The sequence below is a fragment of the Acinetobacter sp. 802_lipA genome (assembly GCF_058242885.1).
On the sequence record NZ_JBZAYP010000001.1, the window covers coordinates 3,448,138 to 3,464,308 of the forward strand.

A 16,171-nucleotide genomic window follows, 5' to 3' on the forward strand; every position below is an offset into this window, starting at 1 on the left:
ATGTATGAGTGATTACCGTGTTGATGCTGATGTTGATTTTAACGAGGTCAATGAACGTGTACGTGCTGAAATACGGCGCACGGTAAATGCACTCACACTTAAACTTCAGCGCACCATTCAGGAAGATATGCTGACAGGTCAGCGTTTGAATGTGCAGTCTGGACGTTTAAGAGGATCTGTTTCATCCAAGGTGGAAGAGGATAAGGACTGGATCGAGGGTACAGTCGGTGCAGGTGGTGCTTTGGTACCGTATGCCTTTGCACATGAATTTGGCTTGAAAGGCTCAATGGCGATTAAGGCGCATTTGCGTACGATTAAGAAAGTCTTTGGCCGCCCAATTACGCCACGTCAAACGATGATTGCTGCGCATTCACGTAAAGTGGATATGAAAGAGCGCCGTTTTATGCGTGATTCATTGGATCAGATAGCCAAGATCGTACCAAAGAATATTGATGCTGCAATTGAAAGAGGATTGGGTAGTGAATAGTGAAGTCATTTATCAGGCATTGTTTGATCGTCTATCTGGTATCGATGGGTTTGTGACTACGAGCCGTAGACTTCGTTTATGGAATGACGTTGCACCTACTGAGCGTCCAGCATTATTCGTGACCCAAGGCAATCAATCTGAAGCACCTACAAAAGGCTTGGATGCCATCGTTGAACTTTCAGCGGAAGCATATATTTATGTGCATGAAGAAGATCCAATAAAACCACCATCAAGTCAATTAAACATGATGATTGATCGATTTCGAGCGAAGCTTGCACCTGATCATCCTGATATCTGCGAATACCAAACCCTAGGGGGATTGGTCGAGCATTGTTGGATTGAGGGCACAATCGAGGTCTATGAGGCGGCTGAAAATATGCACTATGACCAAGGGATTGCCATTATTCCGATTCGGATCCTCACCACCACCTAAAGCAATTCATAAATTCCATGACCGCCACTACGGCGGTTTTCTCATTTTTAAGAGGTCGATATGGCTCAATATTTATTTGGTGCCGGTAAAATCTTTGCCACACCAATTCAGGATGTCTACGGAAATCCAATCACCAACGGCACACCCGTTGAAGTGGGTGTACTGCAATCCACGTCAGTGGATATCAGCTATGACTTAAAAGAACTTTATGGCCGTGGTCAGTTCGCTGTGGATGCGGCACGCGGTAAAGGTTCGATTAAGTGCAAAGCGACAATGGGTCGTATCAATGGCGCATTACTCAATTCCATTTTCTTTGGTGGTGTGGTCACTGAAGGCGGTATTACTGCAGTCGCACAAACCATCAATGGTGAAATCATTACATCAACTGCTTTGACGCCTGTAGTGCCAAACAGCGGTACATTCGCGAAAGATTTAGGTGTGACTGATTCTAAAGCGATTCCATTGAAGCGTGTTGCTAGTTCACCTGCTACGGGTCAGTACAGCGTGGATGAAGCAACTGGTGCTTATACGTTTGCTTCAGCCGATACAGGTAAAACAGTATTCATTAGCTTTAAATACTCAGCGACGGTGGCGGGTGCTAAGTCCGGCATCGTAAGCAACTTGGATATGGGTTATACGCCTGAATTCCGTACAGAGCTATTCCGTGACTACAAGGGTAAATTCTTTGGTATGGAGTTCTTCCGCTGTGTCAGCAATAAGCTTGCGTTTAGCTCAAAACAGGATGATTACGATCTACCTGAGTTTGAATTCCAGCCAATGGCCGATGATCTAGGCCGTGTCTTCAAATGGACTACTTCGGAGTAATACCAGATGCAATTTAACCAGGTCGAAAACCCACGTGGTAACCCGCTTAAAATTAATGGCCAGTTTTGGATTTTTGCGCCGTTGTCCTTAGGTGCTGCTGAAAAGCTGATGCCAAAGCTGAAAACCTTTGATCCAAGTGACTTTGCTTTAGTGGCAGATGTTGCACATAGCTCTTTAAAGCGTAACTACCCTGACATTACCCGCGACTTCATTGCTGATGAACTGCTTGATGTTGGTCACGTTAACGCCGTATTTGAGACGGTCATGGGGGCTTCTGGTCTGGTTTATACAGGGGAAGACGAGCAGGCCACTGATTCGGGGGAATAGACTGGGAGGAGCTGTACACGCATTTGGTGCTGACTTTGGGCAAGGATTATGACTACGTGCGTAATGAATTGGATTTCCCAAGAGTCAAAGCATTGAATGTGTATCATAAGCAGTGTCCTCCCAGCCATGTCGGTATTCAGCGATTATGCCGAATCCTTGAAGCGTTTATGGGGATTGAAGATAGTACCGGTTCAGATGATTTGCAAAGCGATGATGAAGATGATTTGTTTGCGGATCTGCAGAACTTTCCTCAGGGTGGCTAGGGTTGCCCTGATTGTTTTTTAATTCACATTTGGTTAAAGTTTGTGTGAATTTTATAAAAACTTGGATATAACCATGAAAAAAGTATTAGGGGTAAGTTTGTTGGCGGTGGCTTTAGTGGCATGCGCTACACCATCATATAACTATAAGCCGCAAGTCACTCATATTAGTACACCACCCTTAAATCAGGTAGCAACAGCTTATATTGGAGAGTCACTACTTGAGCAAGGGAAAGTAATTCAAGCTGATGGAATAAAACTTAACGATCGGCAGATGCTAGATAAAGCAAAGATGGCTCTTTCTGCTGGCACATATATAAAAATTGGCGAAAATGAAAAACAAGAATTTTATATGCCACATAGCGGCAGTGACTCAGGAAAGGTAGAGAAAGTTTCAATGATGTCATTTGACCCAAGTGGTTTACAGTCTATCGTTGTTGAAAAAAATACCAACAAAGTTTCTCTAATATCTGCAAATGTAAAAAGTTACGATGGCGATCTTATTGATTTTACAAAAACAAAAATAACAACTAAGGATACAAACTCATTTCAGCAAACTTTAATTTACAACGGCAAAGTTGGAAATAAAATCAATATTGGGTATCGTGAATTTTCAGGCGACCTAGCACGTCCGGCTTTTGCAAATAGTGTAGAGTATGACCTGAATGATTCAAAAATTATTGGATATAAGGGGGCTAGGTTGGAAGTAATTTCTGCCGATAATCAAAGTATAAAATATAAAGTCCTACAAAACTTCAACCAAGCTATTCAGTAAGTAGTCTAGTTAAACAATGACCGCCTCACGGCGGTTTTTTTATGCCTGTAAGAGAGGAATTATGAGCAACAATCGAGTGGAAGTGCACGTTGGTGCGAAGACTTCTGAACTTAAAAAGGGCATGAATGATGCTGAGAAAATCGTTAGTGATGGTGCTAAACGAATTGAGGATACTGGGAGTAAGGTTAAATTTAAGCTGGATTTCTCAAGCATTAAAACTGGTTTGGATGACATAACCAAGAATATCAACAATAGATTTGAGGATATCGGCAAATCAATCTCAGGAAATCTGACTAAAAGCTTTGCCGCGATAGGAGTTGGTATAGCGGCTTCTGTTGGGACGGCGGCTATTGGATTAGCGTCATTAACATCTGAAGTTGGTCGAGCATCTAAAGAATTGGAAATTCAAGCACGCTTGGCTAATACAACCACAAAAGAATTCCAAGAGTGGGCATTTGCTTCTAAATCAGTCATGGTTGAGCAAGACAAACTATCTGACATCATGAAAGATGTGAATGATAAGTTTGGTGACTTCATGCAAACCGGTGGCGGAGAAATGGCTGATTTCTTCGAAAAAATTGCACCGAAGGTAGGTGTAACCGCTAAAGAGTTCCAAGGTCTTACTGGTCCACAAATCCTCGAAAAGTATTATCAAACTTTAGAGAAAGCAAACGTATCCCAAGCTGAGATGACTTTCTACATGGAGTCAATCGCTAATGATGCAACGCTATTGGCTCCATTGCTTGAGAATAATGCAGAAAAGTTAAAGCAATATTCAAATCAAGCACATGAGCTTGGCTTGATTATGGATCAGGATGCAATTGCGAAGACTAAGGAATTCAATACTGCTTTAAGTACAATCCAGCAAACGATCGACGCTGTATTCACAAGACTGGCAGCTCAAGCAGCACCAGCGCTGACAAACCTGGCAAATGATTTCCTTGGTTTTGCATCAAGATCCAGAGAGGGTATTGATAGTGCAGTCACGGCGATAATCACAACATTCGAAAGCCTTCTCGATATTGTTCAAAGTCTATTTAGTACGATCAGTGGGATTTGGAGTGATTTAACAGCTGATATTGGTGATGGAGCGATTCAACAAGTAGGGTTTATGGATCTAGTCGCTGGTGCGATGAATGGATTCGCAGCTGTGGCAGTTGGTCTGAAAGTTAGTATTGAAATTGCTTTTGCTGCTATTCGTGCGGTCGTTGCTACAGTGTGCCAAGCAATCAACATTTCAGTGAATACTGTAATGAATGTGTTTGGAGGTTTCCGAGATACGATTCAATACGGCCTTGATGTCTTGTCTATCAAGTTTCAGACCTTTGGTAATATTGTTAGCAATGTTTTGAACTTTAACTTCTCAGCTGCCAAAGCATCATGGGAAAGTGGTCTATCACAATTAGGTTCAATTACTGATCGCTATACAGGTCAGATGCAGTCGCGTCTAACCAATTTAAAAACAAGTTGGAATACCGGTGTAAGTAATACAGCTAATGCTTGGGGTACAGCAGGTTCAGCTATTGTGAACTCCGCAACAACGGGTGGGCAAAGACTTCAAAATCTGTTCTTAAAAAATCCTACTGTGGTCGGAACTGCACCACCACCTACACCATCACCAACATTTAACCCAAATAAGGGTATTGGCACAGGGGTCAAAGACTCTAAAGGAAGTTCGGCCAAATCAAAAGCTGATGCTGATGCAAAAGCAAGAGAGAGGGCAGCAGAGCAAGCAGCTAAAGCACTTGCCGATATCCGATACAAGTTTGCGACAGAGGAAGAAAAGATTGCTCTGGATCTTAAGAAAGCTTTGTCTGATATCGAGAAATCAAAAGTCACAGATGTTGAGAAAGTAAAATTTAGAATCGTCGCTGAAAAAGAGGCAAGCGATAAAACAATTGCTTTGCGTGTTAAGGAATTTGAGGATATTAAAAAACTCAAAGAGCAACTCATTGAAAATGATCTACTCATTGCGCAGCGTTCCTATGAAATAGATAAAGCTAATATCCAAGCTGAATTTGATGCTAAAAAAATTTCAAATGTTCAAAAAGCACGGCTTGAAAAAGAGTTAGAAGACAAATTGCGTGAAATTAAACGCAGAGGGCTTGAGGATCGACTTGCACTTGAAAACCAAATGTCTGGTATCTCAGGGAAACAAGGCAATCAGAATCAGATTATGAACAATATTTCTGATTTGGATACTGATCAAAAGGTTTCCGATACCAAGCAAGTAGGAGTTCTTTCAGATGCTCAAATGAAAGACTTTGAAGATAAGTTTGGTGGTTTGACGTCACGTATGTCTGGACTATGGGACAAAGGCATTCAGTCTATGATGAATGGCACGCTGACATGGAAAAATGCCATGAATGCTATTTTCACTGAATTGGCTGGGGCATTTGTTCAAAGCATGATTACGGCGCCAATGAAAAAGTACGCTGCAAGCTTAGCCACTCGATTGGCCGTAAAGCTTGGATTCATCAAAACTGAAACTGCTGCTGAAGTGATGGGACAAACTGCACAAACTGGCGCCGTAGTGGCAGGTGAAACTACCAAGACCATGGCAACCAGTACAGGTGCCTTAGCACGTTTGGCCATCAAAGCTGGTGAGGCGATCAAGTCCATCATGATGTATGCCTGGGAAGCGATGGCGGGTGCATTTAAAGCCATGGTATCCATTCCTTACATTGGTCCAGTGCTTGCTGTGGCGGCTGGTGCTTCTGCATTGGCATTGGTTGGCGGTCTTGCGGGCAAAATCAAATCTGCTCGAGGAGGTTACGACATTCCTGCAGGTGTGAATCCAGTAACTCAATTGCACGAAGAGGAAATGGTCTTGCCTAAACAGCATGCTAATACGATCCGTGCGCTGGGTAAAAACTTAACCTCCGATGGAGGAATAGGTGGAGGCGGTGGAAGTTCAGCACAGACCTTTAACAATTTCACGATTCAAGCTTGGGATTCAAAAGACGTTCGCCGTTTTATGGAAAAGCACGGTCGTGAATTGGCGAGTGGATTAAAGGGCCATCGCCGTAATTTCGGTACCTAAGGAGGTTTTTGTGTCTGATGTATTATTTCCTGAATTACCAGGTCTTGAATGGGAGTTGTCAAAAACTCCCATTTTTAATACCAAAATTATGACTTCTGTGAACGGTCGGGAACTTCGCGCAAGTTACCAAGCCATTCCTAAGTATGAAATATCTTTGTCATTCGGCTTTCTGCGTGAATCGAAAGGACGTAATGAGCTACAGCAACTCGAAAGCTTCTTTATCGAGCGCCGTGGTGCATTCGATTCCTTTCTTTTCAAAATGCCTGAAGACTGTGAGTTTAAGTGCACTTTTACTGGTGATGGTGAAACTACAAATTTTCAGCTACATAAGCAGATGTATACATCACAAATACCGTTAGCACATACACAAGAATTTGAATCAGAAGATCCACTGATGTGGGCAGATGATTTAGATCAACCAATGTGGTCGGATCTTGATGCACAGATGTGGGAAACGCAATATGAAATTACCAAAGATGGCATGCTGATTTTACCAGTACCACTTGCTGAAGGTGACACATTACAGGTCAAAGGAACTTTTTATTATCGTTGTCGTTTTGCTGATGATGAACAGCAATATACAAATTTTATGAGCAATCTATGGAAAGCCAATAAGATCGAAATGATTGGATCATTAGGAAACAAGGTATGAGAACAGCTTCTCCACAGCTTATTACACTGCTTAATGAAGATCAGTTTTTAATGGCAGATCTGTATACCATTACCACTGTACAAGGTGATGTGTACCGATACACCAACTATGATTTTGATTTGATGGTTGGTGGTCATCAATTTAGTTCGAATGGTCCAATCATTTCTCGTGAAGGAATTAGTTTATCGCTAGGTGTTGAAGTCGATAATCTAAGTGTGACCATTGAAGTGACGAATGAACAAACCTTTGAAGGTATACGTGTAGTCCAGGCATTCCATAATGGTCAAATGGACGGCGCACGTTTCAAGCTTGAACGGATTTTCTTAAGTCCTAGTCGTCCGACTGATACCAGTGCTGGCGCCGTAATACTTTTTGAAGGGCGTTTGATTGAGCCTGAACTAGATCGCAATCGTGTTGAAGTCAGTGTGGCTTCTGATCTGGATGACTTAGCTGTTCAAATGCCACGAAATCTTTATCAGCCAAGTTGCAACAACACGCTATTTGACAGTGCATGTGCATTGCGTCGTGAAGATTATGTGGTAAATACGGTCATTGAGTCAGGAAGTACTACGGCGCGAATCCTTTGCAGTTTAAGTCAGCCTCAGGGCTGGTTTACACAAGGTGTTATTGAATTCCTAGACGGTGGAAATGCTGGCTTAAAACGTACCGTGCGACTGCATGAATCGGGTGCTTTGTTATTGACTTTGCCATTGTTGGAAGCGCCACAGGCAGGGCAACGAATCAAGGTTTATCCAGGATGCGATAAGCGTTTGGAAACTTGCCAAAACCGTTTCGATAATTTTAGCCGATTCCGTGGTGCGCCTTTTATTCCAGTACCAGAAACGTCAGTTTAATCAAATTTAAATTTCTAAGCCTCGCATTTGCGGGGTTTTTTGTTCTTGAGGGTAACCCAATGACTGTACCGAGCGATTACGATTTTATCGGGAACACTATCACCGAATCACAGTTTAAAAATGCATTAACCATTTTGCTCAATCATATTCGTCAAATGTCACTTGATTTAGTTGAGGCGCAAGGTGGCAACTATAGCTATGCAACAATGGCCTTATTTGATGTAGATAAAATAAATGTACCGGCAAATTCTACTATACGTATCGCACAGGGAGACGATGCTGGGCTTTATGTTTGGGATGGCTCGAACCTCACACCAGCGAAGGAAAGCAATTTTTTTGAAAGTTCAAACTCTGAAAATCTCTATGAGTGGAAAGACAACGCTGGAAATGTCGTACTTGCACTAAATAAAAAGTGCCAGCTCGTTTCGTATGATGAAGATACGAAGCGTTCAATACTGCTCACAAATCAAGAAGACATCAAAGAACTACAAAAGTTTGTTGATGAACTGAATCTGAACAATATCAGCGTATTGTTAAAGCTGTTTGCGACAAGTGATTCAAGTGATTTATGTACGTTTGACGATAGCGACGGAAATATCGTTCTACGTTTAACAAAAAACGGCATGCTGCGCTCTGGCCAGATCGATGGGCTTCACAATGCTGTTGATGCACTTGAGTATTTGAAAAAGCTAACAAAGCAGTCAGATGACTCAAAACTGATTCGATTTGAAGATGTGAACGGCACATTACTCGGCTACGTCGATAAGTTCAGTAATTGGGTCTTCAACGGTGTTGATGTTTTAAATGAAATCAATGAACTGAAAAAAAATGGCGGCAATAAAGCAAACACTGTGAATTTAAAACAAGCTGCATTTAAAGCTCCAAATTCATTAGTTCAAATTTATCTGACAAACGTTGCAAGTCTACCGTCCGACAAAAGCACAAAAGCCAATTGCAAAGCAGAAATTCATATCGATGGGCAGGTTTTAAATGTCTTTGCAACGCTTGAAGTGCAAGGATCATCGAGCGTTGTTTATCCCAAAAAGAACTATACGCTCGGATTTTTTAGTGATATCGCGTTGACAAAATCACTCAAAGTGCAAATTGGTGACGTACCCGCACATGATGAATGGGTATTCAAAGCCAATTATGTTGATTCATCCAATTGTCGAAATGTCGGCGGTAACAATCTTTGGGAAAAAATGGTTCAGTCACGGACCAACTCAAATGGATATAAACGCGAGGTTGATCAGTTTTATGTTGGAAAGACTGGTAATGATGCGCTACTCACTAACGCGGTGGGGCATGTGGTCGGTTATCCATGTGTGATGTACGTCAATGATGAATTTTACGGGGTTGGTTCATTCAACATTGGTAAAAAGTACTTCAACTACAATCTTGATCGCGCAAAGCCGACACAGATTCAGATTGATTGGGGTGGCGCACAAGCAGACTTAACACAATTGAGTGCTAACTTTAATAACACTGAAGTTTATGAGTTTAAGTCACCCAAAAAGCCAACAAGCGCAACACTGGCTTGTTTAAGTGCGTGGGATTCATTTGCTGCTTCAAATCAGAGTTCATTTTCACAAAATGTAAATAACTTTCTGAATAAGCAGAATGCAATCGACTATTACTTATTCTCAGATTTCACATTCAATTACGATGGCTTGGGTAAAAACTTTCAATTTGTGAGCTGGAACGGTACGCAGTTTTACTTCATGCCATATGATCTGGACAGTATCTTCGGTTCAAATTATGCAGGCACTGGAACAATTGCAGCAAATGAACCGCTCGCAAAAGGTGATGTGCCGCAGAACACAGTGAATTTTTGGAACAAGTTAAAAACAACGTTCGCAAACGATCTCAAGCTTCGCTACAAGCAATTGAGAGATTTAAAGATCTTTCATGAAGACACGGTATATCAAATCTGTTTCGAGCTTGCATCGAAATACCCACGGGATTTGATTTTGTCTGATTTCGATAAATGGCCTGATTTGCCCTCCAAAAATTACTCTAACGTCAATCAAATTGTGTCTTGGTCTAAGCAACGTCTAGCTTATTTAGATTCTCAATACGAATACACCGCATCATAGGAGCGAAAACAATGTCTTGCACAGTGTTTAAATCAACAAATGCCGTTGATCAGTCGATTAATGTTTTTCCAATTCCAAATATGCTGAGCCAATTGCGCATATTGCGTAACTATGACAGCGCAACAGGCTCAACATACAACTTTTTCTATGAGCAGCCGTCAGTATTTAAATGTATGGGTGGCAAACTTTCAACCGACGGTGGGCTTACTTTTTTTACAGAGCTAACAATTACTGGTGCAACGAATGTTCAATTTATTCTTGATGAGAATCGAGAGTACGGATACCTGGCATGGGACAGGGTAAACGCGTTGCAGGGAACAAATATTGGTGCGGGCGCTTATCCTGATTATTCATTGGGTTTGCACTGTGAATCTCCAGAGCTTTATAAAATATGTGTAGATTCACCGCTTTTTAATCAACGAGTTGATCAATGGGCTGTACAGAATACAACTGATTTTTCTTATGCATTTTTTGGTTGTGTAAATTTTAATAGATCAATTAGTCACTTAAATACTGAAAATGCGCTTCTGTTTAAAGCTATGTTTCAGGGTTGCTCGAAGTTTAATCAGCCGATTAACACTTTAAAATCAAGTAAAGTTAATGATTTCTCTTATTTTCTTTCTGATGCAATCAGTTTTAACCAGCCAATTAATATTGATACGTCGTCTGGTTTGTACTTTGGTTTTTTTGTGCAGGGTACAAAAAATTTCAATCAAGACTTATCGGGTTTAAATACATCAAATGCACTGGACATGAATCGAATGTTTGCAAATAGTGTATTTAATTCAAAACCACCTCAGAACACATCAAAAGTTAAAAGCTTTGAAGCGATGTTTGCTGGAAACCGAGTGTTCAATCAGCCACTTGTAATCGATGTGCAATCATCAGAAAGCTTTTTGTGGATGTTTCGAGATGCAAGTGCATTCAATCAAGATATTTCAGAATGGAATATCAGAAAATCTTTGAATTTTACAGAAATGTTCTGGGGCGCCACTTCATTCAATCAAGATCTGTCGAAATGGTGCAATAAATTCAATATGAATGCTGTTTTCGGCGATATGTTCAAAAATTCAAGTTTGTCTACAGAAAACTACGATAAATTTTTAAATGCATTGTGGCTGGATGTAGGTACTACGCGTCAGAGTGAATGGGCAAATCGATCATTGTCTAAATTCCTTTATCTCGAAGGCAAAAAATATTCACAAGCCGGGGCGCAAGCGCGAAGTAACTTAATTGGTGCTGGTTGGTCAATCACTGACGGAGGTCAAGCATAATGTCTACAGTTAAAAAATATACATCGGCAAACGGAAATTACTACGTCATTTCAGATAATCGCGGTAATAAAGAATACGGTGCACTTAAAGATGGATCAGTTCTTGAAACAATTCACAACGTCGAATTCATCTCAGAAGAGCAGTACGAAGCTGAGCGTCCGAAGCCGAAGCTGTTGTCTGAAACGAAGATGATGTAAAAGGCCGCATTTAAGCGGTTTTTTATTGCCAAAATTTAGGTGAGTCTATGCAGAAAAACGATCTTGCCGTTCAAGAAGCCCTCACTTGGCTCGGTACACCTTACCATCATCAAGGGCGCGTCAAAGGGGTTGGTGTGGATTGTGGAACTTTGATCTGTGAAGTCTACGAAAAAGTGGGCTTGATGGATCATTTAGATCCGCGACCATATCCACCAGATTGGCACATGCACCAGCTTGGGCAGCGATATTTAGAGCACGTTTTATCGGTGTGCTATGAAGTCGATGAACCACAGCCTGGTGACATTGTTCTTTATCATTTTGGCAAGTGCATCAGTCATGGTGCAATTGTCGTCGAATGGCCAACGATTATTCACTCCTATATACATCAAGGAGTAATACTCCAGGATGGCACAAAAGGAAGTTTAGCCCGGCGAATTGCCGGGTTTTTTCGTATGAAGCGACTAAAAGAGTAAACACTATGGGTGGAGTCTTTGGGGGTAGTAGCACGGTCAGTGTTACAGACAAACGTATTAACTCGATGCGGATTCAACAGTCAGCGTACGGTCTTTGTCAGCCTTTGGTATATGGTAAAAATCGTGTAGCTGCTAACATGTTCTGGTATGGTGACTTCCTGGCAACGGCGCATACCACAACAAAAAAATCAGGTGGTAAAGGTGGTGGGTCAGTTAAAACAAAAACCACTACTTACACCTATAGTGCATCAATGATGCTTGGACTTTGTGAAAACAAGATTCGAGATATTAGCACGATCTGGCGTGACAAGGAGCAGATCGTCACAAAAGCAATTAATGGTATTCAGATTAAGCCGATTGATCAGCTGGGCTTTGAATTGTTCGATGGCGACTATAATCCTGTATGGGGTTATTTAGTCTCTAAGCATCCAAACCAGGCATTGCATTATCCTTATTTAGGATATGTTGCATGTGCTAATTATGAGTTGGGAGGCAGCGCAGTATTATCGAATCACAATTTTGAAGTAATTAGTGACATTACATTTTCAGAATCTAATCATGATGCTAATCCAGCAGACGTCATTAAAGACTATGTGACCAATCCTCGTTATGGTGCTGCACCTGGTCTGCATATGGCTGATCTGACCGAGTTTCGTGACTATTGTACGGCTACAGGTTTATTCATTAGTCCAGTGTTTACTGAACAACGTCCCGCACATGAAACCATTGCTGAAATTGTTGAAGCAGTAAATTGCGCCGTGGTACCTAGTCCTGAAGGTTTAAAAATCCGTTCATTTGGTGATAGTGCGGTCACAGGTAATGGTTCAACCTATATACCAAACCTCACACCGGTTTATCACCTAACTGATGAAGATTTCATTGGTAAAGAAGAGCCGGTACGCGTGCGCCGTAGTCGTGATACTGATGCTTTTAACCATGTTCAGATTGAATATGCTAACCGTTTTAATCAGTACAACGTTGAAACAGTTGAAGCCAAAGACCAGGCAAATATTGAAATGTTCGGCCTACGGACACAGGATCCAGTCAAGTATGACTTTTTCTGTGAGCCTAAGATCGCACGTCATGCAGCTCAATTACTGTTACAGCGCCGTCTGTATGTTCGTAATGAATATGAGTTTCAGCTCGGTTGGAAATACTGCCTGCTTGAGCCGATGGACATTGTGACCATTACTGATGAATCGCTGGGTCTTGATCAATTCCCTGTACGAATTACACGTGTAGAAGAAGATGAAGACGGATTGCTGACGATTACAGCTGAAGAGCTTGCAGTCGGTTCACGTTCTGCAGTTGAGTATGACCTGCAATCTTCAAATGGTTATCAGGGCGGGAATGAAGAACCAGGAAACGTGAATGCACCTGTCATTTTTGAGCCACCACTAGACTTAACAGGAGGTAAAAATCAGCTCTGGATTGCGGCGTCTGGCGGACTCAATTGGGGTGGCTGTACAGTATGGGTGAGTTTGGATAACGAAACTTATGAAGCCATTGGTACGATCTATGGTTCAGCGCGTTACGGTACTTTGGTATCTGCAATCAATGCCAGCGTATCTTCTATGCAGGTTCAACTGAATACTTCTAGTCAGCTATTCAGTGGTACCTTAGAAGAAGCACAAGTGGATGCAACACTCTGCCGAGTAGGTGAAGAGTTCTTTAGCTATGTGAATGCCAACCTTGATGGTTCAGGCTTATATACCTTAAGTGGTGCATTACGTGGTCGTTATGGTCAAGCGATAGCGCATAACGCTAGTGAGCCTTTTGTCCGTATCGATCGTGCGATCTTTGAGTATGATTTCAATCCAAACATGATTGGGAAACAGATTTATCTGAAGTTCACTAGTTTTAATGGATTGGAGCAAAAAGAAGAAACACTGGATGAAGTAGCAGCTTATGATTACACCGTCACAGGTGGTACACCGCCATCAGTGAAAGGTTTATCGCTTCAGTCTGCTTTCGTGGGTACGAGCTTTAAGGTTCAATGGCAAGCGACAGCGGGTGCAACTGGATATGTAGTTCAGATCCGCTCAGGTGGTGTGTTACTGCGTACAGTTGAAACCACAAATACTGATTATTCATACAGTATGGAAGAGGCGAAGATTGACGGTGTTCAACGTGCATACACGATTCGAGTTGCAAGTAAGAATGGATCAATCACGAGCAGCTTTAGTGAGTTGAACATCAACAATGCTGCACCGCCTGCTTTGACCAGTGTTTACACCTCGGCTGCAGAAACATCGATTACAGTGACATGGATTCCAAGTGAAGTCCCCGATCTTAAAGACTATCAAGTCTGGATTAGTACAACACAAGGTTTCGATCCTGAAACGACTACACCGCGTTGGACTGGTACCGAGAATGCTTGCATGATCACTGGTCTAAGTTCGACCACGATCTACTACATTCGTGTGGCTGCACGCGACGTGTGGAAACAAACATCATGGAATTACTCAGCAGAGATCACGCAGGTCACAGCTGATGGATAAAACAACATAGAGCACCTTCGGGTGCTTTTTTATTGCCAAAAAATTAGGAGTGGTCTATGAATGACCCGTTAAGCATCAAGGGCCTACCATGGCTTTTTAAAATTATCGCTGCAGTGGTTGGGGCAATCTTTGCTCTGACGTTATCGGGGGATATCGACACTGAGGGACGAATTAAAATCACGATGGGTGTGATTATGAAGTTCACGTTTAGTGTGGCGATTAGTCTGTATGGTGGTTCAGCATTTATTGAATATTATGGTTGGCATGTCTATTCACATATGACGCAAGGCTTTGTAATGTTGATCTTTGCGATTTTCGGAATGTTGTTAATTGGCATCTGGTATCAAGCGATTCAGCTGTTACGTGGTAAAACCATTGGTGAACTAATCTATGAAATTCGATCAGCTTTTAAAGCAATGTTTAAGTGAGTAAGTGAAAAATGAAACATATTTTTGATTTTTTAAGAAAGATCAGTGGTGGAACACTTACTCAAAAGCAAGTCAATGCTGCCAACCAAGTGATTGCAACGGCTACAGATGCAACGGTGGCTGATATGTTGGGTATTGCGATCGACCAGATGGTGGTTAGTCTTTTTGGTGTGGATCTCATCTGTGGTTTTGAAGGAAAACGGCTTGCTGCATATGACGATGGTGTGGGGGTATGGACGATTGGATTCGGTACCACAGTTTATCCGAACGGCATTAAAGTTATGAAAGGTGATACCTGCACGGAAGCACAAGCTAAGACATACATGGCACATGATTTAAAGAAGTTTGAAGCTACTGTAAATAAGGCAGTCACAGTGCAACTTAATCAAAATCAGTTTGATGCACTGGTATCACTTGCCTACAACATTGGGACTAATGCATTTAGCAAATCGACGTTGGTTAAAAAGTTGAATGCCAATGATATTCGTGGTGCTGCAGATCAGTTTGATGTATGGGTGAATGCGGGCGGTAAACGTATGCAAGGACTTGTGAATCGACGTGCTAAAGAAAAGGCTTTGTTTCTATCATAATCAAAGCATTATTGCTGTGCATCCCGCTTCAGGTTGCACAGCTCATTCAATTAGGCGAATGTGAGAATAGATATAATCAAGATTGCTCAAATATATTTGGCTGTTTGATTATATCTGAGATGGAGTCTGGAATAATTATGCTTTTGACCAAAGGAGTTAATAGTTCCTGATTTTCATAGAAATCGAAAACAATTCTAAACTCTGCCTCTTTTTTAAATCTATCAGGTTTTAGATATTTGATATCTCGAAAGATATCTATAATTTTATCTTTCATAGAATCCATATTGTGATTATCTAAATACAAGCTTCTATCACTATAAATAATATCTTGCGAATGACTTTTAATTGTCAAATTGCCTACATTAATATCCTGTTTAGTAAAGATTTTTTCTCTATTAGCAATTCTATTTTTAACTTCATTAAATAATGAAACCTCTAATAACTTGATTAACTGCTGTTTTTTAAAAAAACTGACATACCAATAGTCATCATAGTCAGGGAAAATAGTGGTAGATTCTTCATGAGAATTTAATTTAGAGATGCAAAATATAAATCTATTGTTATTAATCCAGCTATATTTTCCATCATAATCAACTCTTATATAGTTTTGATAATTATCTTTAAAATGAAGGTGTTTAATGTGAGCACTCAGATGACTATTGTGGGAATAGTTAAGAAAGTTAAATAAATCAGTTTCAATATATTTGTCTTTTAGATCAAAAAAGATATCAAAAAAACCCTCTTCTTTATCCACAATTTGTAAGCTCTCAGTCTCTCTATATTCATGGAGAGTACCAATTTTAATAGTTTTCGAATTTTTAACATTATATTCCTGATTACAACTTTTCACTAAAAACATTTTAAGAAATCTACCTTAATATAAGCCACATAAATTTAACATCAATCAATTCTTCCAATCCTCAATCACCACCCAGATTCCTTCCTAAAAATCTCTC

17 protein-coding genes are annotated in these 16,171 nt (G+C 41.0%); 16 read left to right on the forward strand and 1 reads right to left on the reverse strand.

Annotated elements, in window-relative coordinates; all coding sequences use genetic code 11:
• The first annotated feature begins 4 nt into the window (after positions 1–4).
• From AC4CU3_RS17155 to AC4CU3_RS17230, 16 genes are all read left to right on the forward strand, one after another.
• Entirely contained in the window at positions 5–487 is a 483-nt protein-coding gene (locus tag AC4CU3_RS17155) for a hypothetical protein (protein WP_131230338.1), read from the forward strand.
• Positions 480–920: a hypothetical protein gene (locus AC4CU3_RS17160; RefSeq protein WP_151765192.1), complete on the forward strand. Its 441-nt coding sequence runs from the start codon at positions 480–482 to the stop codon at positions 918–920. The genes AC4CU3_RS17155 and AC4CU3_RS17160 overlap by 8 nt, the downstream gene beginning before the upstream one ends.
• Before the next feature lie 60 nt (positions 921–980).
• Complete coding sequence (locus AC4CU3_RS17165) at positions 981–1,745, forward strand: hypothetical protein (protein WP_151765193.1); 765 nt, start codon at positions 981–983, stop codon at positions 1,743–1,745.
• A gap of 6 nt (positions 1,746–1,751) precedes the next feature.
• Positions 1,752–2,072, forward strand: a complete 321-nt coding sequence (locus AC4CU3_RS17170) for a hypothetical protein (RefSeq protein WP_341120990.1) — start codon at positions 1,752–1,754, stop codon at positions 2,070–2,072.
• 26 nt (positions 2,073–2,098) lie between these two features.
• A complete protein-coding gene (locus tag AC4CU3_RS17175; RefSeq protein WP_490738472.1) occupies positions 2,099–2,335 on the forward strand; it encodes a hypothetical protein in 237 nt (78 codons plus the stop codon).
• 73 nt (positions 2,336–2,408) lie between these two features.
• On the forward strand, positions 2,409–3,107 hold the full coding sequence (locus AC4CU3_RS17180; RefSeq protein ID WP_057063841.1) for a hypothetical protein: 699 nt from the start codon (positions 2,409–2,411) through the stop codon (positions 3,105–3,107).
• A 61-nt stretch (positions 3,108–3,168) separates the two neighbouring features.
• Positions 3,169–6,150, forward strand: a complete 2,982-nt coding sequence (locus tag AC4CU3_RS17185) for a phage tail family protein (RefSeq protein WP_490738442.1) — start codon at positions 3,169–3,171, stop codon at positions 6,148–6,150.
• A 10-nt stretch (positions 6,151–6,160) separates the two neighbouring features.
• Positions 6,161–6,802, forward strand: coding sequence for a DUF2460 domain-containing protein (locus AC4CU3_RS17190; RefSeq protein ID WP_279662023.1), 642 nt, complete (start codon positions 6,161–6,163; stop codon positions 6,800–6,802).
• Positions 6,799–7,656: a DUF2163 domain-containing protein gene (locus AC4CU3_RS17195; protein WP_279692135.1), complete on the forward strand. Its 858-nt coding sequence runs from the start codon at positions 6,799–6,801 to the stop codon at positions 7,654–7,656. Before AC4CU3_RS17190 ends, AC4CU3_RS17195 begins: the two co-directional genes overlap by 4 nt.
• Before the next feature lie 59 nt (positions 7,657–7,715).
• Positions 7,716–9,752, forward strand: coding sequence for a CotH kinase family protein (locus AC4CU3_RS17200; protein WP_279692137.1), 2,037 nt, complete (start codon positions 7,716–7,718; stop codon positions 9,750–9,752).
• 11 nt (positions 9,753–9,763) lie between these two features.
• Positions 9,764–11,026, forward strand: coding sequence for a BspA family leucine-rich repeat surface protein (locus tag AC4CU3_RS17205; protein ID WP_490738443.1), 1,263 nt, complete (start codon positions 9,764–9,766; stop codon positions 11,024–11,026).
• Positions 11,026–11,223, forward strand: a complete 198-nt coding sequence (locus tag AC4CU3_RS17210) for a hypothetical protein (RefSeq protein WP_279692141.1) — start codon at positions 11,026–11,028, stop codon at positions 11,221–11,223. Before AC4CU3_RS17205 ends, AC4CU3_RS17210 begins: the two co-directional genes overlap by 1 nt.
• A 47-nt stretch (positions 11,224–11,270) precedes the next feature.
• The gene (locus AC4CU3_RS17215; protein ID WP_205668049.1) at positions 11,271–11,696 is read left to right on the forward strand and encodes an NlpC/P60 family protein; all 426 of its coding nucleotides are present in this window, start codon (positions 11,271–11,273) and stop codon (positions 11,694–11,696) included.
• 5 nt (positions 11,697–11,701) lie between these two features.
• Positions 11,702–14,197 carry a phage tail protein gene (locus tag AC4CU3_RS17220; RefSeq protein WP_279692143.1) on the forward strand — a complete coding sequence of 832 codons (2,496 nt, stop codon included), beginning with the start codon at positions 11,702–11,704 and terminating at the stop codon, positions 14,195–14,197.
• Positions 14,198–14,253: 56 nt separating this feature from the next.
• Positions 14,254–14,625 carry a hypothetical protein gene (locus AC4CU3_RS17225; RefSeq protein WP_004693690.1) on the forward strand — a complete coding sequence of 124 codons (372 nt, stop codon included), beginning with the start codon at positions 14,254–14,256 and terminating at the stop codon, positions 14,623–14,625.
• Positions 14,626–14,636: 11 nt separating this feature from the next.
• Positions 14,637–15,215 carry a lysozyme gene (locus AC4CU3_RS17230; RefSeq protein WP_279692145.1) on the forward strand — a complete coding sequence of 193 codons (579 nt, stop codon included), beginning with the start codon at positions 14,637–14,639 and terminating at the stop codon, positions 15,213–15,215.
• 76 nt (positions 15,216–15,291) lie between these two features.
• Here AC4CU3_RS17230 and AC4CU3_RS17235 read toward each other — a convergent pair whose 3' ends face one another.
• On the reverse strand, positions 15,292–16,074 hold the full coding sequence (locus AC4CU3_RS17235; RefSeq protein WP_279692148.1) for a hypothetical protein: 783 nt from the start codon (positions 16,072–16,074) through the stop codon (positions 15,292–15,294).
• Positions 16,075–16,171 lie beyond the last annotated feature (97 nt).

Bases quoted from the DNA above. Each gene is read 5' to 3' on its own strand.
- AC4CU3_RS17155 (WP_131230338.1), top strand. From the start codon at position 5: ATGAGTGATTACCGTGTTGATGCTGATGTTGATTTTAACGAGGTCAAT.
- AC4CU3_RS17165 (WP_151765193.1), top strand. From the start codon at position 981: ATGGCTCAATATTTATTTGGTGCCGGTAAAATCTTTGCCACACCAATT.
- AC4CU3_RS17170 (WP_341120990.1), top strand. From the start codon at position 1,752: ATGCAATTTAACCAGGTCGAAAACCCACGTGGTAACCCGCTTAAAATT.
- AC4CU3_RS17180 (WP_057063841.1), top strand. From the start codon at position 2,409: ATGAAAAAAGTATTAGGGGTAAGTTTGTTGGCGGTGGCTTTAGTGGCA.
- AC4CU3_RS17185 (WP_490738442.1), top strand. From the start codon at position 3,169: ATGAGCAACAATCGAGTGGAAGTGCACGTTGGTGCGAAGACTTCTGAA.
- AC4CU3_RS17195 (WP_279692135.1), top strand. From the start codon at position 6,799: ATGAGAACAGCTTCTCCACAGCTTATTACACTGCTTAATGAAGATCAG.
- AC4CU3_RS17200 (WP_279692137.1), top strand. From the start codon at position 7,716: ATGACTGTACCGAGCGATTACGATTTTATCGGGAACACTATCACCGAA.
- AC4CU3_RS17205 (WP_490738443.1), top strand. From the start codon at position 9,764: ATGTCTTGCACAGTGTTTAAATCAACAAATGCCGTTGATCAGTCGATT.
- AC4CU3_RS17210 (WP_279692141.1), top strand. From the start codon at position 11,026: ATGTCTACAGTTAAAAAATATACATCGGCAAACGGAAATTACTACGTC.
- AC4CU3_RS17215 (WP_205668049.1), top strand. From the start codon at position 11,271: ATGCAGAAAAACGATCTTGCCGTTCAAGAAGCCCTCACTTGGCTCGGT.
- AC4CU3_RS17220 (WP_279692143.1), top strand. From the start codon at position 11,702: ATGGGTGGAGTCTTTGGGGGTAGTAGCACGGTCAGTGTTACAGACAAA.
- AC4CU3_RS17225 (WP_004693690.1), top strand. From the start codon at position 14,254: ATGAATGACCCGTTAAGCATCAAGGGCCTACCATGGCTTTTTAAAATT.
- AC4CU3_RS17230 (WP_279692145.1), top strand. From the start codon at position 14,637: ATGAAACATATTTTTGATTTTTTAAGAAAGATCAGTGGTGGAACACTT.
- AC4CU3_RS17235 (WP_279692148.1), bottom strand. From the start codon at position 16,074: ATGTTTTTAGTGAAAAGTTGTAATCAGGAATATAATGTTAAAAATTCG.